This window comes from Pengzhenrongella sicca, assembly GCF_017569225.1.
GTDB classification, from domain to species: domain Bacteria; phylum Actinomycetota; class Actinomycetes; order Actinomycetales; family Cellulomonadaceae; genus Pengzhenrongella; species Pengzhenrongella sicca.
In genome coordinates this window covers 2,455,202-2,478,038 of the sequence record NZ_CP071868.1, presented here as the reverse complement: position 1 = coordinate 2,478,038, position 22,837 = coordinate 2,455,202, and the positions used below count along the sequence as shown (strand labels likewise).

The window sequence follows — 22,837 nt, the reverse complement described above, 5'->3', positions numbered from 1 at the left end:
CGCGGTCAGCCAGCCGTGGCCGTGGTCGGGCCGAGGGTCGCGGCGGCCGCTCGGCCGAGCTGCTCGCCCCAGTCGTGGGCCCGGTCGACCTCGCCCACGCTGAGCGGCCCGGTGGTGCCCTCGACGTAGAAGGTCTCGGCGGGCAGGGGCAGCCGGCAGCCGGCCCGGGCCAGCCGACGGCGCGCCGCACGGGCTGCCGAGCCCGGAACCCGGCCGGTGGTGACCCGGGTGTCGAACGTGGCGGCCGCGACTCCCGCCGGCACCGGGCCGAGGCGCTCGAGCCACTCGCGCACGCCGACGTCGAGGCTCGTCACGGTGTGCCCGGCCTGCTTGTGGGCGTCTGCGCGCGTGGCCGGCCGGCTCATCCCGAAGGCGTGCGTCGGGCCGCCGAGGACGAGCAGGTCCACCCCGGCGTCCACGCCCTGGCCGGCGGCGCCGACGTCGACGATCTGGACGTCGGCGGCGCCGGCCAGCCCCGCCGCCACCGCCTGCGCGACGTCGCGGGTGTTGCCGAACATCGACTCGTAGATCAACAGTGCGCGCATGGTGCCGTCCTCTCACGCCCGGCCCGCCGCCGCCGGGCAACGGTGCCCGGCGCAGGCCTGAGCTCCAGGCTCTGGCGTCGCCCACGGGTCCGCCAGGGCCGAAAGGCCCGGGCGCCGGTCGCGTTCGCCGGCCCGAGCTCGCCGGCCGAGGCCTAGGCTCGCCCGCGTGGAGATCGGCGCGCTCGGACCGACGGCGCTGGACGCCGTGCGCGCGGAGCTCGCCGCGGCCGCCGAGCCGGCCCGGGTCGCCGCGCTCGGCCGATACCTGCAGGCCGGCCCGGGCGGCTACGGCGAGGGCGACCGGTTCTTGGGCGTCCGCGTGCCGGCGCAACGTGCGGTGGCCCGCCGGCACCACGGCGCTCTCACGCTCGACGACGTCGCCGCCCTGCTCCGGAGCCCGTGGCACGAGGAGCGGCTCACGGCAGTCTTCGTCCTGGTCCGCAGGTTCGAGCGCGGCGACGACCGCGAGCGCGCCGCCGCGGTGCAGGTGCTGCTCGCCCACACCGACCGCCTCAACAACTGGGACCTGGTGGACTCGAGCGCGCCGTACGTCCTCGGTCCGTGGCTGCTGGAGCGCGACGACGCGGTGCCCGAGCGCGACGACGCGGTGCTGGACCGGCTCGCGGCGTCCGACCTGCTCTGGGACCGGCGCATCGCGATCATGGCGACGTTCGCGTACATCCGCGCGGGCCGGTTCGACCGCACGCTCGAGCTGGCCGAACGGTTGCTGCACGACGAGCACGACCTGATCCACAAGGCGGTCGGGTGGATGTTGCGGGAGGTCGGCAACCGGGACCGGCCCGCGGCGGAGGCCTTCCTCTCGGCCCACCACGCCGAGATGCCCCGCACGATGCTGCGCTACGCGATCGAGAGGTTCCCGGCTCCGCTGCGCGCGACCTACCTCCGGGGCTCCGAGGGGCGACCGCTAGGCCGCTAGGCCGCCGGGCCCGGCCGGCTACACGCTGTGGCGCATCGCCCGGATGCCGACCGCGAGGCCCACGGCCGCGACCGCGACGGCGGCCACCGCGCCCTGCCACACCGCGCCGTCGCCGTACTGGCCGTTGAACAGCGCCCGCTCGGCGTCGACCATGTACGTGAGCGGGTTGAGGCGGGACAGCGTCTGCATCCAGGCGGGGCCGGCGTCGAGCGGCAGGAGCATCCCCGAGAGCAGCATGAGCGGGAAGAGCAGCCCCTGCTGCACGCCCCAGAACACCCAGTCCCGCGTGCGGGCCGCGATCGCGAGGGCGTAGCTCAGCGCGCCGAACCCGAGCCCGAACACGGCCAGGAGCACGAGCCCGATGGCCATGCCGGGCAGGTCCGGCCGGAACCCCCACAGTGCCGCGACCGCGGTGATGACGACGGCCTGGAGCACGAGCGGCACCATCTCCTTGCAGGCGCGCCCGATCAGCAGCGCCGCACGCGCCACGGGGGCGACGAGCATGCGCTCGTGGGAGCCGCCCTGGATCTCGAAGAGCAGGTTCGAGCCCGTCATCGCCGTGCCGAACAGCGCGATCATCACGACGATGCCCGGCACGAAGCTCTGGAACGCCGTCGCGACGGGCTGCCCCGAGACACCCGAGAGCAGCGGGCCGAAGAAGGCGAGAAACACGAGCGGCTGCATCAGCGTGAACACGAGCGTGAACGGGTCGTGCAGCATCGGGCGGAGCTCGCGCACGAACACGCTCGTGGTGTCGCGTGCCAGGCCGGCCGGCCGGGCGCTGCGGGGGACGTCGGTCAGGGTCGTCGAGGTCATCAGAGCGCTCCAGCGGTCGCGGGGATCGGATCGGCGGCCGGCTCGCCGGGGTGGTCTTCGCGCAGGCTGCGGCCGGTCAGGGTCAGGAAGACGTCGTCGAGGGTCGGCCGGGCGAGCTCGGCCGCGACCACGTGGTGGCCGCTCGCATGCAGGTCCAGCACGAGACGGGGAAGGACGCGGTCGCCGTGGTGCACGCTGATCGCGAGGCGCGTGCCGACGGCGGTCTCGGCGAGCGTGGGCTCGGCGTCGGGCGCCCCGGACTCGCGCGCGGCCCGGCGCACGAGGTGCGCGACGTCGTCGGTCGCCGAGGCGCTGCCCGAGTCGCTGGTCACGGTCAGCGTGATGCGGTCACCCGCGAGGCGGGCCTTGAGCCCGGCGGGGGAGTCATCCGCGATCAACCGGCCGCGGTCGACGACGAGCACGCGCTCGGCGAACTGGTCCGCCTCGTCGAGATAGTGGGTCGTGAGAAAGAGCGTCATCTCGTACCGTTCGCGCAGCGTGATCAGGTGCGCCCACAGGTGCGCGCGCGACTGGGGATCGAGCCCGGTCGACGGCTCGTCCAGGAAGAGCAGCCGCGGCGCGGCGATCAGCCCGAGGGCGATGTCGACGCGCCGGCGCTGGCCGCCGGAGAGCTTCATCGTCGGCCGGTCGGCCAGCTCCCCGAGCTCCAGCACCTCGAGCAGCTCGTCGACGCGGCGGCGCCGCTCGACGCGGCCGAGCCCGTAGAGCGCACCCTGGCTGAGCAGCTCGTCGCGGACCCGCTGGTACTGCCCCGCGCCGTTCTTCTGGCCGATGTACCCGATGCGGGCGCGGACCTCGGCGGGCTGCTGCGCGACGTCGAACCCGCACACCCGCGCGGTGCCGCCCGTGGGCTCGAGCAGCGTCGTGAGCATGCGCAGCGAGGTGGACTTGCCCGCCCCGTTCGGGCCGAGGAATGCCGTGAGCGGTCCGGCCTCGACGTCCATGGTCAGGTCGCTCACGGCGACGACGGCGGCGCCGGCGGGTCCGCGGAATCGCTTGCTCAGGCCGCGTGCGCTGATGATCGGTGTGGTTGTCATGGACCGACCCTAGGAAGAATCCCGGCCAGATTCTGTCCGCGATTCCGGGTAGATTTTCGCCCATGGCCGATCCGACCGCACGCGCGCTCCAGCTGCTCTCGCTGCTCCAGACCCACCGGCACTGGACGGGGCCGGAGCTCTCCGCACGGCTGGGCGTGACCGCACGCACCCTGCGGCGCGACGTGGACCGGCTCCGCGAGCTGGGGTACCGGGTAGGGGCCCGGCCCGGCGTCGCGGGCGGCTACCAGCTCGAGCGCGGCGCGACCCTTCCCCCGCTCCTGCTGGACGACGACGAGGCCGTCGCGATCGCCGTCGGCCTGCGGACGGCCGCGATCTTCGGGGTCGCGCAGGGCGAGCAGACCAGCCTGAGCGCGCTCGCCAAGCTCGAGCAGCTGCTGCCCTCGTCGCTGCGGCGACGCGTCCAGGCGCTGCAGGACCACACGGCGGTCTCGGCCGGGCCCGTCGCCCGGATCGACGCCGACCTGCTCGGCCGGCTCGCCCTCCTGTGCCGCGACCACGAGCGCCTGAGGTTCCGGTACACGAGCTTCGCGGGGGACGAGACGTCGCGGCACGTCGAGCCGCACTCGCTCGTGCCGCACGAGCGGCACTGGTACTTCGTGGCGTGGGACGTCGGGCGCGGGGACTGGCGCACGTTCCGGATCGACCGGATGGCGGCCGTGCAGGGCACCGGCGCGCGGTTCGCGGCCCGGGACCTGCCCGCCGCCGATGCGGCCGAGTTCGTCGCGGCGGCACACTCCCAGGCGCTGCGCCGGCACGTCGCGATCGTGCACCTCGACGCCGGGCTCGAGCTGGTCCGCGCGCACTTCGGCGTGTGGTCGAGCGGCTCGACCGAGCGGCCGGACGGCGGCGTCGACTGGCCGATCGGCGGGAACTCGATCCCCGAGCTGCTCTCGGCTCTCCTGTGGATCCCCGCCGAGATGGCGTGGACCGTGACCTGCGGGCCGGAGGTGCGCGCGGCCCTGCGCGACCTCCGCGACCGGCTCGCGGCGGCGGTCTGACGTGATCGGGGCTGGACGTGGGCGGCGCCGGCCGGCCGGCCGGCGTCGAGTTCGTCAGTTCGCGCTGAGTTCGTCTGGTAGAACGGACGACCTCGACGCACAGTGACTACCTCGCGCGCCGATCGCTGGGCAGGATGGCGGTGAGGCGTCGGCGCGACCGAGGAGGACAGGATGAGCACCACAGCTGACGCGGGCGCGGGTGCGGGTGTGGGTTCGGCCGATGCGGCGGCCGATGCGTCGGCGGGAGGCGGCGAGCCGTCCGGACGGCGCGAGTCGACGGACGAGCGGATGGATCGCAACTGGAACGAGCTGCTCCAGGAGTTGCGGGTAACCCAGACCGGCGCGCAGATCCTCACGGGATTCCTGCTCACGCTGCCGTTCCAGCAACGGTTCGCCGACCTCACGTCGTTCCAGCGGGGCGTCTACCTGGCCCTCGTGCTCCTGGCGGCGCTCACGACGGGGCTCATCGTCGCGCCGGTGAGCCTGCACCGGGTGCTCTTCCGCAGGCACCTCAAGTCCCAGCTCGTCACGGCGGCGGACCACCTCGCGCTCGTCGGGCTCGCCGCGCTCGCGCTCGCGGTGGCGGGGACGACGCTCCTGGTGTTCGACGTCGTCGTCGGCCGGGTCGCCGCGCTGGTGGCGGGCGGCGGCGTGCTCGTGATGCTCGCCATCTTCTGGCTGGTCGTGCCGTACCGGATGGCCCGCGCCGCGCGTCACGGGCCGTGAGCGCGGGCCATCCGGAGTGATCAGGCGCCGAACCACTCCCCGACGCGGTCGGCGACCGCCTTCTCGAACTGGTCGTCGTCGTGCCGCGTGCGCAGCCACTGGGCGAAGTCGCCGTCGGCGGCCTGGTCGAGCTCGCGCCGGCACGCGGCGGTGTCCGTGACCGCGCGGTAGAGCATCTCCTCGGCCTCGGCGGGCGTCCGGTAGATGAACGGGTACCGGGCCGGGAGGATCGCGCGCGCCCAGGGGCGGTCCGGGAACACGCCGACCGCGCCGGCGACCAAGGCCTCGATGTACTCGAGGCCGTAGGACTCCTCCGTCGCGGTCGCGAGGAACGCCGTCGTGCGCGCGAGCGCCTCCCAGTAGTCCTCCCGTCGCGCGGTCAGCGGGCCGACCCAGGTCCAGTCGCGCCGCGACAGGGACATGGCCTGCTCGGAGATGAGGTGCGACTCGTGCAGGCGGGCCTCGACCTTGATCGGCGTGCGCTTGTGCACGCGCTCGACGATGTCGACGAACACCTGGGGCTGCTTGCGCTCGGACATGTAGATCGCCGGGTAGAGCACCACGGGCACCGAGTGGTCGCGGTGCGGCCGCACGTGCTCGAGCCGGATGCCGAGGTTGACCCAGCCGATCCGCGCCTTCTCCGCGATCGGCGCGACCGTCAGCTTGGTCACGATCTCGCGGACCTCGTTGGCGGTGCGCTCGGAGTTGGCGAACGTCGGGAACAGCGCGCACGACAGGGCCAGCCCGGCGCGCTGCACGGGGTGCTCGTACTGCGAGGTGTTCCACCACACGAAGTTCATGAGCTTCGGCTCGTCGCAGTTGACCTTGAGCTTGCGCCAGATGCTGAGGGAGTCGATGACGTCCATGGTGATGACGAGCGTGTTCGCGCCGTCCACGAACTCGAGCGGGATCATGTCGAAGCCCGCGCAGTGCCGCGGGCCAGGCCCGATCAGCAGGGAGTCCGGGAACAGCCGCAGCAGGCGTCGCACGAGGGTGGCGCCGGCGTCGTGGCCGGCGACGTGCCCGTCCTCGTCGACGAGCGCCATCGCGTACCGGATCGCGACCTTCATCGCACCTCACCCCGTCCGGACTGGGCCAGCTCCGGCGCGAGGAGGGGGTCCGCGGCGCGCTCCGCACCGTCGCCGCCCGGGCGTCCGTGCTCGGCGCGCTCCGCGCCGTCGTCCTCGAGCGACGTCTTGATCCGCATGCCGTAGAACGACCGGTGCACGAAGAACGCGGAGACCACGAAGAACACGGCCGCGAGGATCGCGACGAGCGTCCCCTGGCCCTCGTTGGACATGCTCACGGCGAGGTCGACGGCGAGCAGGCCGAACAGCGTCGTGAACTTGATGACCGGGTTGAGCGCGACGGACGAGGTGTCCTTGTACGGGTCGCCGACGGTGTCGCCGACGATCGTCGCCTCGTGCAGCGCCGTGCCCTTGGCGTGCAGGTCGACCTCGACGATCTTCTTCGCGTTGTCCCACGCGCCGCCGGCGTTGGCCATGAACACGGCCTGGTACAGCCCGAAGATCGCGATCGAGATGAGGTAGCCGATGAAGAAGTACGGCTCGACGAACGCGAACGCGAGCGTCGCGAAGAACACGCCGAGGAACATGTTGAGCATGCCGTGCTGCGCGTACTGCGTGCAGATCTCGACCACCTTGCGGGAGTCGGCCTCGCTCGCCTTCGTCGCGCCGGCGTCCAGCTTGATCGTGTCCTTGATGAACTCCACGGCTCGGTAGGCGCCCGTGGTCACGGCCTGGATCGAGGCGCCGGTGAACCAATAGACGACCGCCCCGCCAGTGACGAGGCCGAGCAGCAAGGGAGCGTGCAGCAGGGACAGGTTCTCCATGCCGGTGGTGAGGCCGTCGGTCAGGCTGATGATGATCGAGAAGATCATCGTGGTCGCGCCGACCACGGCGGTGCCGATGAGCACGGGCTTGGCGGTCGCCTTGAACGTGTTGCCCGCGCCGTCGTTCTCCTCGAGCATCTGCTTGGCCTTGTCCCACTGGACGTCGATGCCGTACTGGCTCTTGAGCTCGGCGTCGATGCCGGGGACGTCCTCGATGAGCGAGAGCTCGTAGACGCTCTGCGCGTTGTCGGTCACGGGGCCGTAGGAGTCGACGGCGATCGTCACCGGGCCCATGCACAGGAAGCCGAACGCGACGAGGCCGAACGCGAAGACCGCGGGCGCGATCATCAGCGCGTCGAGGCCCATGCCGCTCATCACGTAGGCGCCGCCCATGAGGCCGACGATCGCCATGCCGAGCCAGTACGCGGAGAAGTTGCCCGCGACGAGGCCGGACAGGATGTTGAGCGACGCGCCGCCCTGCCGCGAGCTCTTGACGACCTCGCGCACGTGCTTGCTGTGCGTAGAGGTGAAGACCTTGACCAGCTCGGGGATGACCGCCCCGGCGATGGTGCCGAGCGAGATGATCGTCGCGAGCTTCCACCACAAGCCGTCGGCCGCGAGGGTCTCGCCGAGCACCGCGTAGGTGATGGCATACGTCGAGACGATGCAGACCGCCGAGGTGACCCACACGAGCGAGCTGAGCGGGGTCTCGAAGTTGAACCGCTCCACGTTGGCGTAACGCGAGCGCGCCCAGGCGTCGTTGGCCAGGTAGGACAGGGCGGCCGCGATGACCATGCCGACCCGCACCGCGAAGATCCACACGAGCAGGCTCGCCTGGATCGCCGGGTCGTTGACCGCGAGGAGCACGAAGGTGATGAGCGCGACGCCCGTGACGCCGTAGGTCTCGAAGCCGTCGGCGCTCGGGCCGACCGAGTCGCCCGCGTTGTCGCCCGTGCAGTCCGCGATGACGCCCGGGTTGCGCGCGTCGTCCTCCTTGATCCCGAACGCGATCTTCATGAGGTCGGCGCCGATGTCGGCGATCTTCGTGAAGATGCCGCCGGCGATGCGCAGCACCGAGGCCCCGAGGGACTCGCCGATGGCGAAGCCGATGAAGCACGCGCCCGCGAGGTCGCGCGGCAGGAACAGCAGGATGATCAGCATCATGATCAGCTCGATGCTGATGAGCACCATGCCGATCGACATGCCGGACTTCATCGGGATGCGGTGCATCTGCAGGGGCTTGCCGTCGAGCGAGGCGAACGCCACGCGCGAGTTCGCGAACGTGTTGACCCGGATGCCGTACCAGGCGACGGCGTACGAGCCGCCCATCCCGACGAGGCTGAACCCGATCACGACCGCGACGCGGCCCCACGTGAAGTCGACGAAGAATCCGTAGTACACGATGATGATCGCCGCGATGAAGAACCAGAGCATGAGCAGGAACTTGCCCTGCTGCACCAGGTAGGTCTTGCACGTCGAGTAGATGAGCTCGGAGACCTCGCGCATCGACTGGTGCACGGGCATCCGGCGCAGCTGCAGGTAGCTGAGCACGCCGAAGCCGATCCCGAGCGCGCACACGAGCAGGCCGACCAGCAGCAGGGTCCGGCCGGAGCCGCCGCCCATGATGGTGACGGCGCCGAGGTCGGGCAGGGCGAGGCTCGCCTCGCCGCCCTTCGTGCCGGGCTCGCTCACCTGTGCCGACGACGACGTCGCGCAGCCCGCGAGGGCCACGGCGACGGCCGCCGCTGCGCCGGTCAGGCGCACGGCCCGTCCGCCGGCGTGCCGGGGGCGACCCACGTCGGCGCCCGGGGGCGCCGCGACGTCAGCTCCCGACGCGCCGGAGCTCGGGTAGACGGGACGTTCGGACCCACCGCGTGCGGTGGGTCGTGCGGAACGGAAGATGGTCACGATCGCCTCTGGCCTGTCTAGCAGCATTGCTATGGACACAACCGACGCTATGCCGGGTCCCCGGCCCGGATCTGTGACCTTCGACTCACGTCGCCCCAGCCCGCGGCGGTATCGACTCCCCGGGCGACGCCGTTGCGTGGTCTACTAGACAGACTAGTTCGTCTACCGGACGCGCTGGGCGATCGAGGAGACACGATGACGACGACGCGCGGGCTACGGCTCGGCACGACGACGGACACGCTCGGGCGGCGGATCGGGCGAACCGCCCTGGGCGGGATGCTCGTCTTCGCGGGCTCCAGCCACCTGACGTGGAGCCGGCAGGAGTTTCTCGCGCAGGTGCCCACGTGGGTCCCGCTCGACGCCGACCTGGTCGTGCTCGGGTCCGGGGTCGTCGAGATCGCGCTCGGGTCGGCGCTCGTGCTCGCGCCGCGCTACCGCGTGCCCGTCGGCCTGGCGACCGGCGCGTTCTTCGTCGCGATCTTCCCGGGCAACATCTCCCAGCTCGTCACGCACACCTCGGCGTTCGGGCTCGACAGCGACCAGGCGCGCGTCGCGCGGCTGTTCTTCCAGCCCCTGCTCGTCGGGTGGGCGCTGTGGTCGACGGGCGCGTGGCAGGCCTGGCGCACGCGCGAGCGCCCCGCGCGAGTGCCGGCGACGTGACGGTCGCCGCGCCCGCCGCCCTGGTCGGCAGGCCCACGCGCGCTGGCGGGCAGTCGCCGGTCGCGAGCCGCATCCTGGCGGTCGCCGGCCCACTCTTCTACGCCGACGGCATCCGGGCCATCAGCGCGGACCGCATCATCGCGGGCGCGGGCGTGACCAAGGCGACCTTCTACCGGCACTTCCCGACGAAGGACCACCTGGTCGTCGCGTACCTGGGCGCGGTCGCCGACGCCGAGCGGCTGGCCATGGCGCGCTGGCGGGCGGACCTGCCCGGCCGGCCCGGCGAGGTGCTGCGCGCGTACGCGCGCGCGCTGGGCGACGAGGCGTGCGGCCCCGGCCACCGGGGGTGCCCGTTCCTCAACGCTATGACCGAGTACCCCGAGCCGGCCCACCCGGTGCGCGTCGTCGTCGCGCGGCACCGCCGCTGGCTGCGCGACGTCGCGGCCGAGCTGGTGGCCGAGCTCGGCGTCGACGACCCGCCGCGCGTCGCGCTCCAGCTCGTGCTGCTGCGCGACGGGGCGATGTCCTGGGCCGCCGACCCCGAGCAGGACGCGCGTGCGGGGGCGCAGGAGGTCTCGGCCGCGTTGCTGGCCGCGGGGAGGGCCGTCGTGGGCGCGGGCGCGCTATCGTAAAAGTCCCGACATGTCCGAGTCGTCCGCGCCGCGTACCCACGGCATCCTCCGGCCGCGCGGCGGATCGCTCGGCGAAGTGGAGCGCGTTGTGGCCGCCGACGCTGTACCCGCAGGTGCTCAGCCGGGCGACGCCCTGGCCGACGAGGCACGGATCTCCTCGATCCTCGCCGAGTTCGCGCGGACGATGCTCACCGACTTCCCGATCCAACGGATCGTCGACCAGCTAGTCCAACGGATCGTCGGGGCGCTGCCCATCACCGCCGCCGGCGTCACGCTGATCGAACCCGGCGTGACGCCGCACTACCTCGCGGCCTCCGACGCCCACGCGCTGCGGTTCGAGCAGCTGCAGTCGGAGCTGGGGGAGGGACCGTGTCTGACGTCCTTCGCCTCGGGCGAGCCCACCGCCGTTCCCGATCTCGCGCGCGACACCCGCTACCCGAGCTTCGGGCCGGCCGCGCTCGCGGCCGGCATGGCAGCGGTGTTCACCTTCCCGCTGCGCCACGACGCCGGCCCGCTCGGCGCGCTGGACCTGTACCGGGACGTGCCCGGCCCGCTCGACCCGCAGGCCCAGGCCGCCGCCCAGACGCTCGCGGACGTGGCCGCGGCCTACATCCTCAACGCCCGGGCCCGGGAGGAGTCCGCCCGCGTGGCCGACGGGTTCCGCGAGCAGTCCCTGCACGACACGCTCACCGGCCTGCCCAACCGGGTGCTGCTCAAGGAGCGGCTCGAGCGCGCCTCGGCGCGCGCGCAGCGCACGCACGGCGCGGCGGCCGTGCTGTTCGTCGACCTCGACCACTTCAAGCGGGTCAACGACTCCCACGGCCACCACGCCGGGGACGAGCTCCTGGTCGCCGTCGCCGAGCGCCTGGCCGGCCTCGTCCGGCCCGGCGACACGCTCGCCCGCGTGTCCGGGGACGAGTTCGTGTTCCTGTGCGAGGACCTGCGCGACACGCGCGACGCCGACGTCGTGATCCGCCGGATCGAGGCGGCCTTCACGCGCCCGTTCGAGCTGCCCGAGCTGAGCCTCGCCGTCAGCGCGAGCGTCGGCATCGCGTACTCGGGGGCGGGCGAGCGGGTCACCGACAACCTGGTGATCGAGGCCGACCGCGCGATGTACCAGGCGAAGCGGCTCGGCGGCGCGACGCATCAGGTGCTCGACCTGCGGGCCTCGCGCGTCGGCCTCGCGAGCGACCAGCTCGAGGCAGACGTGCGCGCGGCGCTCGACACCGACCAGCTCGCCGTCGCGTACCAGCCGATCGTGCGCGCCGCGGACGGGCAGCTCAAGGGCGTCGAGGCGCTGATGCGCTGGACCCACCCGGACCGGGGCCCGATCTCCCCGCACGCCGCGATCGCCGCCGCCGAGCGGATCGGCGCGATCGACTCGCTCGGCGGGTGGGTGCTCACCCGCAGCTGCGAGGACTGGCTCGGTTGGACCACCGCCCACCCCGATCTCGCGCTCGACCTGTCCGTGAACGTGTCGGGGCGCCAGCTCATGGCGAGGGACTATCCCGGCACGCTCGAGCGGGTGCTGGACTCGACGGGGATGGACCCGCAGGCGCTCGTCCTCGAGGTGACGGAGGGGATCCTGCTCGAGGAGAGCGGCCGCATCGTGCGGACCCTCGCGGCGATCCGGGACCTCGGGGTCCGGCTGGCGCTGGACGACTTCGGGACGGGCTTCTGCTCGCTGACCTACCTGCGGCGCTTCCCCATCGACATCGTCAAGATCGACCAGAGCTTCGTGGCCGAGATGGGCACCGACCCGGCCTCCGGCGCGATCGTCGAGGCCATCGCCCGGCTGGCGCACGTGCTGAACCTCTCGGTGACTGCGGAGGGCGTCGAGACCGAGGAGCAGCGCGCGGGGGTCCTCGACGTGGGCTGCGACCTCGCGCAGGGCTACCTGTTCGCGCGGCCCATGGCGGCCGCCGACCTCGCGGCCCGGCTCGAGCGGCCCGACGGCGTCGGGGCCGGCGCGTACCGCGTCGCGAGCCCGCCGCGATAGCCGACCGCCGTGCGCGGGCCGCGGGACGGGGCCGATGAGTCGGGGCCCGCCGCGCGGTCTCAGTGGTGGTGACAGCCACCGGTTGACCGGCGCGCACGGCGCTCGGCCCGACGAAGGGAAGCACGATGAGCGCAGACACGGAGCTCGCGATCGAGGCCGTGGGCCTCGTTCGACACTTCGGTTCGACCCGGGCCGTCGACGGTCTCGACCTGCGGGTCGGGACCGGCGCCGTCTACGGGGTCCTCGGGCCCAACGGCGCGGGCAAGACGACGGCGATCCGGATGCTCGCGACGTTGCTGCGGCCCACGGCCGGCACCGCGCGCGTCTTCGGGCTCGACGTCGTGGCCGACGCCGAGGCGGTGCGCTCGCGGGTGAGCCTCACCGGCCAGTTCGCCTCGGTCGACGAGGACCTGACCGGGTTCGAGAACCTCGTCCTGCTCTCCCGGCTGTGGGGGTACTCGCGGCCCGCCGCCCGGCAGCGGGCCGGCGACCTGCTCGACGCGTTCGGCCTGGCCGATGCGCGCGACCGCCAGGTCAAGAACTACTCCGGCGGCATGCGGCGCCGGCTCGACATCGCCGCGAGCATCGTGGTCACGCCCGACCTGATCTTCCTGGACGAGCCGACCTCGGGCCTCGATCCGCGCAGCCGGAACCAGGTGTGGGAGATCATCCGGGCGATGGTCGCCGGCGGCACGACCGTGCTGCTGACGACCCAGTACCTCGACGAGGCCGACCAGCTCGCCGACCGGATCGCCGTCGTCGACCACGGGCGCGTGATCGCCGAGGGCACGAGCAGCGAGCTCAAGGCGTCGGTCGGGTCCGGTGCGCTGCACGTGCGGCTGCTCGACCCGGCCCAGCGGCCCGAGGCGGCCCGGGTCCTCGGGCAGGCGCTCGGCACGCCCATGCAGCTCGAGGCCGATCCCGCGGCGCTGTCCGCGCGGCTCCAGGACGCGGAGCGGGTCGCGAGCGCGCTGGGCGAGCTGACCGGCGTCGGCATCGGGGTCGCGACCTTCGCGCTCGGGCAGCCGAGCCTCGACGAGGTCTTCCTCGCCCTGACCGGCCGCCCGGCCGACGACGACGCTGATGCCGGCACACCGATCGAGGAGGCGGCCCGATGACCACGACCACCCGTCCCGAGACGGTCACCCCGGAGGCCGTCCGCTCGGCGCTCGCGACGACGGGCCGGCCGGCGCGGCCGGGGCCCGTCTCGACGTCGCTGACCTTCTTCTGGCGCGCGATGCTCAAGATCAAGCACGTGCCCGAGCAGCTGTTCGACGTGACCGCGTTCCCGATCATGTTCCTGCTCATGTTCACGTACCTGTTCGGCGGGGCGGTCGCCGGCTCGACCGGGGCGTACCTGCAGAACGTGCTGCCCGGGATCCTGGTCATGACGGTCACCTGGATCACGATGTACACCGGGCTCACCCTCAACCGGGACATCCAGCGCGGCGTGCACGACAGGTTCCGGTCGCTCCCGATCTGGCGGCCGGCGACGATCGTCGGACCGCTGCTCGCGGACACGGTCCGGTACACGCTCGCGTCGACCATCATCCTGGCGCTCGGCCTGGTGCTCGGGTTCCGGCCGGGCGCGGGCGTGGGCGGTGTGCTCGCCGCGCTCGGCCTGCTGCTCGTGTTCTCGTTCAGCCTGTCCTGGATCTGGACCCTCGTCGGGATCGTCGTCCGCTCCGACAACACGGTCTTCGCGATCAGCAACATGATCATGTTCCCGCTCACGTTCGTCAGCAACGTCTTCGTCCCGCCGGAGACGCTGCCCGACTGGCTGCAGTCCTTCGTCGAGGTCAACCCGATCTCGATCCTCGTGACCGCGATGCGCGGCCTCATGCACGGGCAGCCGGTCGGCGACGAGATCGTCGTCGTGCTCCTGATCAGCGCCGGGCTCGTCGCGGTGTTCGGCCCGCTGACGATGCTCGTGTACCGGCGCAAGAGCTGACCGGCTGCCCGTGGCGGGTCAGCTCGACGCGGCCTGCTTGATGAGGCGGACGACGGCGTTGGGGTGGCTCATCATCGGGACGTGCGAGCTCTCGATCTCGACCGTCTGCGAGCCGGCCCGGGCCGCCATCGCGCGCTCGGCCTCGGGCGGGATCGTCTTGTCCGAGCTCGCGACGAGGTACCAGGACGGGATCGTCTTCCAGGCGGGCACGCCGGAGGTGGCCGAGAAGCCGGACACGACGCCGGGCCGCTGGCTCGCCGCCAGGACGGCGGCCTGCTTGGCCGGGAGGTCGGCGGCGAACAGCGCCTGGAAGAACGCGGGGTCGATGTAGATGTCCGCGTCACCCTCCGGGGCGCCCGGGTACGGTCGCGCCACGATGTGGTCGCCGAGCTCGCTGTGGCCGCCGCCGAGCGCGAGTGCCGCGAACACGCTCTCGCCCTCGTCGAGGGCGAACGCGGCGATGTAGACGAGCGCCTTGACGTTGGGGTTGCCCGTCGCGGCGTTCGTGATCACGGCTCCGCCGTACGAGTGCCCGACCAGCACGATCGGGCCCTCGATCGTGCTCAGGAAGCTGCGCAGGTACTCGGAGTCGCCCTCGAGGCTCCGCAGCGGGTTGGCGGGCGCATAGGTCGGGTAGCCGCGCTTCTGGAGCGACGAGATCACCTCGCTCCACCCCGAGGCGTCCGCGAACGCGCCGTGCACCAGCACGATGGTCGGCTTCGCCGGCTCGGGGCGATGGTTGGGCGCGCTCGCGGCGGAGTCGGAGGTGAGCAGGCTCGCCAGCAGGGCGAGCAGTGCGGCGACGGCCAGCAGGGCGAGTCGCGCGGGGTGGGTCCAGACGGTGCGTCGCATCGGAGGTCTCCTTCTCGTGGGGGGTTTGCGTGCATGGGGTGCCGGGGGTGACGGGGAGTGCGGGGATGCGAGGGTGCGGGGGATGCGGGGATGGAGCGCTAGACGGGAACCTCGGTGCGGGCGCCGACCGGCAGCCAGTGGATCGCCGCGCGCACCGGCTCGGGCGCCTGGGCGAACGCCCGCTCGATGACGGCGCGCGGCTGCTGGAAGTGCGACCAGCCCTCGTAGTGCACGGGGATCACCGTGCGGGGGCGGAGCTCGGCGCACAGCCGCACCGCCGCCTCGGCGGTGAGGCTGTACCGGACCGGCCCGGTGATCGGGAAGCGGACGCCGCCGAGGTGCAGCAGCGCGGTGCCGACCGGCAGGCGGGCGACGACCTCGCGTACGCCCGGGTACAGGACGGTGTCGCCAGAGACCCACAGGGCGCCGTCGCGCTGGCCCGGCCACGTGAGCGCGAACCCGATGGCGGCGCCGACGATCGCGTGGCTGCCCCGCGGGCCGTGCCGGCACGGCGTCGCGGTGATCTCGATGCTCGGCCGTCCGGCGCGCTCGAGCCGCGTGGACGCCCACGGGGCGAGCCCGCGCGCACCGCCGCCGAGGCGGCGCGCCCCGGCGACCGTCGTGACCACGACGCCGGCCGAGGGCAGCAGCGCGCGGCCCGCGTCGTCGAGGTTGTCGGCGTGGTGGTCGTGGCTGAGCAGCACGGCGTCGATCGGGCCGAGCCGGTCGACGTCGACGGCGGGCCCGGCCACCTTGGTCGAGCTCGTGCCCCAGCCGAAGCGGTACCTGCGCCCGGGCGGGTCGAAGGTCGGGTCCGTGAGCAGCCGCCAGCCCTCGACCTCGATGAGCGCCGTCGGCCCCCCGATGTGGGTGATGCGCGCGACGCTCACGCGAGCTGCCCGGGCGTCGCACCGCCGCTCGGGGCGTTCGCGCCGCCCGGGGCACTCGTGCGGGCGTGCGCCACCGCCCACTCGAGAGCGTCGTCGGCGACCTCCTCCCAGCCGGCCTGCGCGGGCAGCAGGTGCGCGCGCCCGGGGTACTCCTTGACCTCGGTGACGGTCGCGGACGTGTAGTGCTTGGCGTTGGACCGCTGGATCGCGGGAGGCATCAGGTTGTCCTCGCTGCCGGCGATGAACAGCAGCGGCGCGCGCGCGTCGTTGCGGTAGTCGACCCAGGTGCCCTGGTGCCCGGGCTGCAGGTTGGCCAGCACGCTGTCCCACAGGATTCGCCCGGACGCCGGGATCGCGTACCGCTCGTAGAGCGCGAGGGACTCCTCCGGGCTGAACGTGTTCGCGAACGCGTAGTGCCACTGCTCGGGCGTGTACGCGACGGCCTTGTGGTGGTTGGCGGGGTTGCGCAGCACCGGGAACGTCGCCCGGACCTGCGAGAGCGGCACGACCGGCACGCCCTCGGTCGGCGCGGAGTTGATCGCGACGCCCGCCGCGCCGAACCCGTGGTCGAGCAGGATCTGGGTGAACGCGCCGCCGGCGCTGTGGCCGATGAGGATCGGGGCCGTCTCGAGCTCGCGCACGACCTCCTCGAGGTGGCTGATGATCGCGGGGACGGTGAGGTTCACGATCGGGGTCGGGTCGGTGTTGAGCGCCTCGACCTCGACCTCGAACCCCGGGTAGGCCGGGGCCAGCACGCGGTACCCGCGCGCCTCGTAGTGGCTCACCCAGTGCTCCCAGCTGCGCGGGGTGACCCAGAAGCCGTGGATCAGGACGATCGTGTCGGGGGTGGAGTTGGCGGTCGACATGGCGGTTCCTCTCGAGGTTGACCTGGCAGGCGCGACACGAAAAACGTAGGGCGCCGCGCGCCGCGCGCCATCAGTCAGGTGACCGATGCCGCTACCCGTCGGGCCGCCGGGCCCTGGTGCCGGAGGGCCCGGTTCTGTGATCATGGGGCGCGTGCCGGCGGCTGAGCACCTGCTGGGGCGGGCCGGTGAGCTGGCGCGTCTCGATCTCGTCCTGGGCGGCGCCAGCGACTGCCCGTCGACCCTGCTCGTGCTGGGCGACCCGGGGATCGGCAAGTCGGCGCTCATCGCGCAGGCGGCTCGCCGTGCCGCCGCTCGCGGGGCGGTGGTGCTGACCACCACGGGCGTCCCGTCCGAGGCTCGCCTGCCGTTCGCGGGGCTGCATCAGCTCCTCGGTCCCGTGCTGCCCGCCGCCGCGCGGCTGCCCCGCCCGCAGCGCGATGCGCTCCTCGCGGCGTTCGGCCGGTCCGAGACCGCCGTCGGCGACATCTTCGCCGTCGCGCTCGCGGCCCTGAGCCTGCTGCGCGACTGCGCCGGCACGACGCGGGTCGTGCTCGTCGCCGAGGACCTGCACTGGATCGACCGGGCGACGACGGACGTGCTCGCCTTCGTCGCCCGCCGGATCGACGCCGACGCCGTCGCGATCGTCGCGTCGGCCCGGGAGGCGCCCCGCGGAGCGATGGCCGACGTCCTGGCGGAGGTGCTGACCCTCGGCGGTCTCGACGACGTCAGCGCGGGCCAGCTCGTCGACGCGAGCGCGCCGGGCCTCGATGCGGCGCTGCGCGGGCGACTCCTGCGCGAGGCGCACGGCAACCCCCTGGCGCTCGTGGAGCTCTCCATCGCCTGGAGTCGCCTGCCGCCCGGCACGCTCATCGCGTCGTGGGTGCCCGTCACGACCCGGCTCGCGCACACCTTCGCGGCGCGGATCGACCAGCTGCCGGGGCCGTGCCGGACGGCGGTGCTCGTCGCCGCGCTCAACGACGGGCCGTCGCTGTGGGAGGTGCTCACGGCCGCGAGCCTCGCCGTCGGCGCGCCGCTGACCTCGCGCGCGCTCGAGCCGGCGATCGAGGCCCGCCTGGTCGAGCTGGCGGGCGGCGACATCCGGTTCCGGCATCCCCTCATGCGGTTCGCGATCGCCGAGGGCGCCGCGCTCGCGGAGCGGCAGGACGCGCACTCGGCGCTGGCTCGGGTGCTCCCCGACGCCGATCGCGTGGCGTGGCACCGCGCGGCGGCAGCGTCCGAACCCGACGAGGACGTCGCGATCGCCCTCGACGGTTCCGCCGCCCGGGCGCGACGGCGGGGCGCCGTCGGGGTCGCGGTCGCCTCGCTGGAGCGTGGCGCGCGGCTGAGCCCGGAGCCGTCCCAGCGGGGTCGGCGCCTCGTGCGTGCCGCGGAGCTCGCGTTCGAGCTGGGCCGCCGGGACGTCGTGCAGCGGCTCCTGGACGAGGCCGAGCAGCTCCCGCTCGACCCGCTCGACCGGATCCGCCTGCAGTGGCGTCGCGGCCTCGGCGACGGCCGGTGGCGGGACGTCGCGCAGACGCGATCCCTCGCCGAGCTCGTCGACCGGATGCACCGGGCCGGCGAGCTCGACCTGGCGCTCGACGCGCTGCTCACCGTGGCGATCGCGGGGTGGTGGACCAGCGCCGACGACGAGCGCCGCGCGACCATGGCCGACGCGGTCGACCGGCTGGGCGTGCCCGACAGCGACGCCCGGGTGCTCGGGGTCCTCGCCTTCGCGGCGCCGGTCGAACGCGGAACCCGCGTGCTGGCCGTCCTGCGCCGGGTGCGCGCGGAGGAGCTCGACGATCCCGGCGAGCTGAGCCTGCTCGGCGCCGCGGCGGGGGTCCTCGGTGCGCAGGAGCTCTCCGCAGCGTTCCTCGACCCCGCGATCAGGCGACTGCGCGCTCAGGACCGGCTTGGCGGGCTCGCCGACGCGCTGATCTCCCGCGCCTGGGCCGCCTGGCACCTCGGCGGCTGGGACCTGGCCGCCTCGGCCGCGGCCGAGACCGTGCGCATCGGGGTGCAGATCGAGCGCCCGGCGGCGGTGGCCGCGGGGCGACTTGTGGACGGGGCGCTCGCCGCCGCGCGGGGAGCGCCGGCGGTCGCGGACGCGATCGCCGCCGACGTCGAGGCCACGTTCCGGCCGCTGGGCGCGACCTCGATGCTCGCGCTCGCGACCGTCGTGCGCGGCCTCGCCGCCCAGGCGGACGGCCGGGCCGGCGAGGCATACGACCTTCTGCTACCGCTCCTGCGCGGCGGCGACGACGGCGCCCGGGTCATCGTCGGCCAGGCGGGGATCGCCGTCTTCGTCGACGCCGCGGTCCAGTGCGGGGAGCTCGCCTCCGCCCGGGCGGTCGTCCATAGCCTCGGCCACCTCGCCGCGCGCTGCGGATCCCCGACGATGTCGGCGCACCTCGCGTACGCGCGGCCGCTGCTGGCAGACGACGACGAGGCCGAGGACCTGTTCGTCGCGGCGCTCGGCTCGGGCCTGGCCGCGTGGCCGTTCCTCGACGCGCGCCTGCTGCTTGCCTACGGCAGCTGGCTGCGCCGGCAGCGGCGGGTGGGGGAGTCACGGATCCCGTTGCGGGCGGCCCGCGAGGCGTTCGACGCGCTGGCCGCGGATCCGTGGGGCGAGCGCGCCCGGCAGGAGCTGCGCGCGACGGGAGAGTCGGCTGGACCCCGCGCCGGCGCGGCGCACGAGCGGCTCACCGCGCAGGAGCGGGAGATCGCCGGCCTCGCCGCGCGCGGGATGACGAACCGCGAGATCGGCCAGCACCTGTACCTGTCGCCGCGCACCGTCGGCTCGCACCTCTATCACGTGTTCCCCAAGCTGGGGATCACCTCGCGCGCCGAGCTCGCCGGCCTGGCCGGGCTGCCGGGGCTGTCGGGGCGGCCCGAGTCGGCGTAGCGGCCCGACGGCGACCGCCGGCCTACGGCAGGCTGGTCGTGCCCGCCGCCAGGCTCATGAGCCGGGGCACGATGACGTCACCCGCGACGCGCAGGCCGTCGTGCAGGTACTCGTTGGTGACCCAGACCTGGGCGTTGCCGAGCGCGCCGACGGTCTCGAGCGCGAGGTCGAGGTCCACGTAGGGGTCGTCGTAGTACTGGATCGCCGCGACCGGGACCTCGTTCGCCGCGAGCCGGGCGACGTCGTACAGCTGCGGCCACGACGTGCGTGCGGCGAGCTCGGCCGCCGCGGCCCGGAACGGGCGCAAGGCCCTGATCTGGTCGAACATCCACGGATAGACGGCCTCGCCCGTGAGCTGAAGCGGGCGCGCGGCTGCGGCGAACGCAGGCCAGCGCTCGTGCTCGGCCTGCGCCGCCCAGCCGCCGGCCCGCTCGCCCTGGTGGTAGATGACCTCCTGCAGCACGGCGTACAGCGGGTTGTCGTCGAAGCCGGTCTGGTGCGCGACGGCGGCCCCGAACGCGTCCGACGGCTCGGCCGTCGACTCGTCGGCGAGGGCCGTGTCGAGCAGCCAGTGCAGGCCGTCGATCCCGTAGCTCATGCCGAACGGCATGCCGAGCAGCTGGAGCCGCTCGACCGTGAACGGGTCGCCGTTCGGCAGGGTGACGGCCGGCCCGGCGCCGAGCCGGTCGGCGAGGTGACCCAGCCGCGCGACGTCGTCGGGATAGCGGGCCGCCAGCACCCGGTTGCGCGCGAGCTGGCGGGGATAGGTGTGCCGGTAGACGGCCTCGGCGTCTCCCGTCACCGACGGCAGGCCGCCCGTCACGTAGCAGGCGGTCAGCGCCTCGGGGTGCGCGGACAGGTAGGCGAGCGTGAGGAAGCCGCCGTAGGACTGGCCGAGCGTCGCCCACCGGCGTCCCCCGTAGACGGTGTGTCGCAGGTGCTCGGCGTCGGCGACGATGGCGTCCGCGCGGAAGCACGCGAGGTAGTCGGCGGCGGCCGTGGCGCCGTCGAACGCCGCGATGCGACGCCCGTCGACGGGCGTCGACCGGCCCGTCCCGCGCTGGTCGAGGAGCACGACGCGGTGGGTGCGCAGCGCCGTCGACCACCAGCCGCGCGAGAGCGGGCGTGGGCCCTGCCCGCCGGGGCCGCCCTGCAGGAAGAGCAGGAGGGGGAGGTCGTCGCCGGCTCGAGCCGGGTCCGAGATCTCCCGGGCGAAGATCTCGATCGGCGGGTAGGCGTCGGGCGCCGACCAGTCGACCGGGACCTGCAGGCGGTGCTCACGCACCGCGAGCCCCGGCGCTCGGTAGTCGTGGGTCGCTGCGGGGGTCAGGTCCGGTCCGGGGAGGGTCACTGCCTCAGGGTATTGCGCGCCGGTCGCGCTGGGCCATCGCGGGAACGGTGTGCGGCGCCTGTGCGGCTCTTGTACGCATATCGGACATTCGGGACGGTCTGTGGTGCCCGGGGCGGCGACAATGGCGCCGGAAAGCGCGATAAGCCGCATTGTTTCGGTCGCATCGAGGAGTTTATCAGGAATGCAGTCTGCGCGGGAAAAGTGATCGTGCTGGCCGCTTGCGCCCGCCGACGAGGCTGCCGGGACCTGCGGATCCAGTCCTAAGTAGCACCAATGGCGTTTTGGGCATAATTGTTCTAATCCTACTGCCACGCCACGCCTGCCGTCTTGCGGCGCGCCGCAGTGACAAACGCCGAACCGCGGTCAGTAAGCCGCACGGATGACAATTTCTGGGACCGGTCATATCGCCTTCAGTCGCCCTGCATAATCGCTCCAGGGGTGGCTCGGCCCCAATTACCGAAGGACTGAACAATGGACAGAACGTGGAAATGAATCGATCGGGTCGGCCCCTCGCGGCGACCCTCGCCCTTGCCGTCGCGGCGGTGCTGGCACCCGTCGGCGCCGCGAACGCCGAGGCGCCTGTGGCACCCGAGCCGGCGGCCGCCGCGTCCACGTGGACGCCGAGCGGCGACCTCGGGTCCCTGCAGAACGTCGCGGCGAGCATCGGTGCCGACGCCGCGCGGGCGACGACCGACTCGAGCGGCCGGCCGCTGACCGGCGCGGGCGTCACGGTCGCGGTCATCGACACGGGCATCTCGCCGGTGGCAGGCCTCGACGGCGTCGGCAAGGTCGTCGACGGCCTGGACCTGACCGCCGGCGCCGACTCGGCCGCGACGCGATTCGTCGACGACGCCGGCCACGGCACCTACATCGCCGGCATCATCGCGGGCAGCGACCTGCCGGGCGCGACCGGCGCAGACCCGTCGGTCACCGGGATCGCGCCGGGCGCCCAGCTCCTCAACGTCAAGGTCGGCGGATCCGCGGGCGACGTGGACATCGCGCAGGTCGTCACCGCGATCGACTGGGTCGTCGCGCACCGCGCCGACGACGGCATGAACGTCCGCGTCCTGAACCTCTCCGCAGGCACGATCTCGGCGCAGGGCTACCTGGTCGACCCGCTCGCGAAGGCGGTCGAGAACGCCTGGGACGCCGGCATCGTCGTCGTCGCGTCCGCGGGCAACGACGGCGGCACCGCCGCGCTGACGATGCCCGCTGCTGACCCGACGGTGATCGCCGTCGGCTCGGCCGACAACCAGGGCACGTCGAGCACGGCGGACGACACGCTCAGCACCTTCACGAACCCGGGCACTGCCGTGCGCCGGCCGGACCTCCTGGCTCCGGGCCGGTCCGTCGTCTCGCTGCGGGCTCCGGGCTCGGCCGCCGACGAGGAGGCCCCGCTCGTCGCGGGCGACGCCGACCAGCGGCTCCTGCGCGGCACCGGCACCTCGCAGGCGGCCGCGGTCGTCTCCGGCGCCGTCGCGCTCCTGCTCCAGGATCAGCCGGCGCTGACGCCCGACCAGGTCAAGTCGGTGCTCACGAGCTCCGCCACCACCCTGACCAACGAGCCGAGCGCCTCGCAGGGCGCCGGCCTCGTGAACATCGCGGCGGCCGTGGCCGCGGCCGCGCCGTCCGCCGACGCCGCCGCGCAGCAGGCCGCCGACTCGACCGGGCTCGGGACGAGCGCGGGCACGGGCAGCTGGGCCGGCTGGTATTGGGCTGGTTGGTACTGGGCGGGTTGGTACTGGGCCGACTGGAACTGGTCCGGGTGGTATTGGGCTGGTTGGTACTGGGCGGGCTGGTACTGGGCGGGCTGGTACTGGGCCTGACCTGCGGCGACCCAGCGTGGGGCGGGGAATTCGCGCCCATCCCT

General features: G+C 73.5%; 19 protein-coding genes. 10 read left to right on the top strand and 9 right to left on the bottom strand.

The window, feature by feature from the left end; all coding sequences use genetic code 11:
* Nucleotides 1–5: 5 nt before the first annotated feature.
* Nucleotides 6–545, bottom strand: coding sequence for a flavodoxin/nitric oxide synthase (locus tag J4E96_RS11305; RefSeq protein WP_227422211.1), 540 nt, complete (start codon nt 543–545; stop codon nt 6–8).
* A 166-nt stretch (nt 546–711) separates the two neighbouring features.
* On the opposite strand from J4E96_RS11305, the gene J4E96_RS11300 reads away from it, so the two are divergent.
* Nucleotides 712–1,482, top strand: coding sequence for a DNA alkylation repair protein (locus tag J4E96_RS11300; RefSeq protein ID WP_227422210.1), 771 nt, complete (start codon nt 712–714; stop codon nt 1,480–1,482).
* An 18-nt stretch (nt 1,483–1,500) separates the two neighbouring features.
* Here J4E96_RS11300 and J4E96_RS11295 read toward each other — a convergent pair whose 3' ends face one another.
* Together J4E96_RS11295 and J4E96_RS11290 are read right to left on the bottom strand one after the other, a co-directional pair.
* Nucleotides 1,501–2,298 (bottom strand): ABC transporter permease, encoded by a 798-nt coding sequence (locus tag J4E96_RS11295; RefSeq protein WP_227422209.1) that lies wholly within the window; start codon nt 2,296–2,298, stop codon nt 1,501–1,503.
* Entirely contained in the window at nt 2,298–3,356 is a 1,059-nt protein-coding gene (locus J4E96_RS11290) for an ATP-binding cassette domain-containing protein (protein ID WP_227422208.1), read from the bottom strand. The genes J4E96_RS11295 and J4E96_RS11290 overlap by 1 nt, the downstream gene beginning before the upstream one ends.
* A 62-nt stretch (nt 3,357–3,418) precedes the next feature.
* Here J4E96_RS11290 and J4E96_RS11285 point away from each other — a divergent pair, with 62 nt between their 5' ends.
* Both J4E96_RS11285 and J4E96_RS11280 read left to right on the top strand, forming a co-directional pair.
* Nucleotides 3,419–4,375 (top strand): helix-turn-helix transcriptional regulator, encoded by a 957-nt coding sequence (locus tag J4E96_RS11285; RefSeq protein WP_227422207.1) that lies wholly within the window; start codon nt 3,419–3,421, stop codon nt 4,373–4,375.
* A gap of 171 nt (nt 4,376–4,546) precedes the next feature.
* A complete protein-coding gene (locus J4E96_RS11280; RefSeq protein ID WP_227422206.1) occupies nt 4,547–5,101 on the top strand; it encodes a DUF6328 family protein in 555 nt (184 codons plus the stop codon).
* A 20-nt stretch (nt 5,102–5,121) separates the two neighbouring features.
* Here J4E96_RS11280 and J4E96_RS11275 read toward each other — a convergent pair whose 3' ends face one another.
* Together J4E96_RS11275 and J4E96_RS11270 are read right to left on the bottom strand one after the other, a co-directional pair.
* The gene (locus J4E96_RS11275; protein WP_227422205.1) at nt 5,122–6,171 is read right to left on the bottom strand and encodes a glycosyltransferase family 1 protein; all 1,050 of its coding nucleotides are present in this window, start codon (nt 6,169–6,171) and stop codon (nt 5,122–5,124) included.
* The gene (locus tag J4E96_RS11270) at nt 6,168–8,717 is read right to left on the bottom strand and encodes a sodium-translocating pyrophosphatase (RefSeq protein ID WP_227422204.1); all 2,550 of its coding nucleotides are present in this window, start codon (nt 8,715–8,717) and stop codon (nt 6,168–6,170) included. Before J4E96_RS11270 ends, J4E96_RS11275 begins: the two co-directional genes overlap by 4 nt.
* A gap of 339 nt (nt 8,718–9,056) precedes the next feature.
* Between J4E96_RS11270 and J4E96_RS11265 the strand changes: the two genes are divergently transcribed.
* The 5 genes from J4E96_RS11265 to J4E96_RS11245 all read left to right on the top strand — a co-directional run bounded on the left by J4E96_RS11265 (nt 9,057) and on the right by J4E96_RS11245 (nt 14,103).
* Nucleotides 9,057–9,521, top strand: coding sequence for a DoxX family protein (locus J4E96_RS11265; protein WP_227422203.1), 465 nt, complete (start codon nt 9,057–9,059; stop codon nt 9,519–9,521).
* Nucleotides 9,518–10,153 carry a TetR/AcrR family transcriptional regulator gene (locus J4E96_RS11260; RefSeq protein ID WP_227422202.1) on the top strand — a complete coding sequence of 212 codons (636 nt, stop codon included), beginning with the start codon at nt 9,518–9,520 and terminating at the stop codon, nt 10,151–10,153. Before J4E96_RS11265 ends, J4E96_RS11260 begins: the two co-directional genes overlap by 4 nt.
* Before the next feature lie 10 nt (nt 10,154–10,163).
* On the top strand, nt 10,164–12,152 hold the full coding sequence (locus J4E96_RS11255) for a putative bifunctional diguanylate cyclase/phosphodiesterase (protein WP_227422201.1): 1,989 nt from the start codon (nt 10,164–10,166) through the stop codon (nt 12,150–12,152).
* Between the two features lie 125 nt (nt 12,153–12,277).
* Nucleotides 12,278–13,270, top strand: a complete 993-nt coding sequence (locus J4E96_RS11250) for an ATP-binding cassette domain-containing protein (RefSeq protein ID WP_227422200.1) — start codon at nt 12,278–12,280, stop codon at nt 13,268–13,270.
* A complete protein-coding gene (locus tag J4E96_RS11245; RefSeq protein WP_227422199.1) occupies nt 13,267–14,103 on the top strand; it encodes an ABC transporter permease in 837 nt (278 codons plus the stop codon). Before J4E96_RS11250 ends, J4E96_RS11245 begins: the two co-directional genes overlap by 4 nt.
* An 18-nt stretch (nt 14,104–14,121) precedes the next feature.
* Here the strand turns inward: J4E96_RS11245 and J4E96_RS11240 are convergent, their stop codons facing one another.
* The 3 genes from J4E96_RS11240 to J4E96_RS11230 form a co-directional block, all read right to left on the bottom strand.
* Nucleotides 14,122–14,955: an alpha/beta fold hydrolase gene (locus J4E96_RS11240; RefSeq protein ID WP_227422198.1), complete on the bottom strand. Its 834-nt coding sequence runs from the start codon at nt 14,953–14,955 to the stop codon at nt 14,122–14,124.
* 98 nt (nt 14,956–15,053) lie between these two features.
* Complete coding sequence (locus J4E96_RS11235) at nt 15,054–15,845, bottom strand: MBL fold metallo-hydrolase (RefSeq protein ID WP_227422197.1); 792 nt, start codon at nt 15,843–15,845, stop codon at nt 15,054–15,056.
* Nucleotides 15,842–16,711 carry an alpha/beta hydrolase gene (locus tag J4E96_RS11230; RefSeq protein WP_227422196.1) on the bottom strand — a complete coding sequence of 290 codons (870 nt, stop codon included), beginning with the start codon at nt 16,709–16,711 and terminating at the stop codon, nt 15,842–15,844. Before J4E96_RS11230 ends, J4E96_RS11235 begins: the two co-directional genes overlap by 4 nt.
* Before the next feature lie 151 nt (nt 16,712–16,862).
* Between J4E96_RS11230 and J4E96_RS11225 the strand changes: the two genes are divergently transcribed.
* Nucleotides 16,863–19,616 carry a helix-turn-helix transcriptional regulator gene (locus tag J4E96_RS11225; RefSeq protein ID WP_227422195.1) on the top strand — a complete coding sequence of 918 codons (2,754 nt, stop codon included), beginning with the start codon at nt 16,863–16,865 and terminating at the stop codon, nt 19,614–19,616.
* Between the two features lie 22 nt (nt 19,617–19,638).
* Here J4E96_RS11225 and J4E96_RS11220 read toward each other — a convergent pair whose 3' ends face one another.
* A complete protein-coding gene (locus J4E96_RS11220) occupies nt 19,639–20,967 on the bottom strand; it encodes an alpha/beta fold hydrolase (RefSeq protein WP_227422194.1) in 1,329 nt (442 codons plus the stop codon).
* Between the two features lie 488 nt (nt 20,968–21,455).
* Between J4E96_RS11220 and J4E96_RS11215 the strand changes: the two genes are divergently transcribed.
* The gene (locus J4E96_RS11215) at nt 21,456–22,793 is read left to right on the top strand and encodes a S8 family serine peptidase (protein ID WP_227425737.1); all 1,338 of its coding nucleotides are present in this window, start codon (nt 21,456–21,458) and stop codon (nt 22,791–22,793) included.
* Nucleotides 22,794–22,837 lie beyond the last annotated feature (44 nt).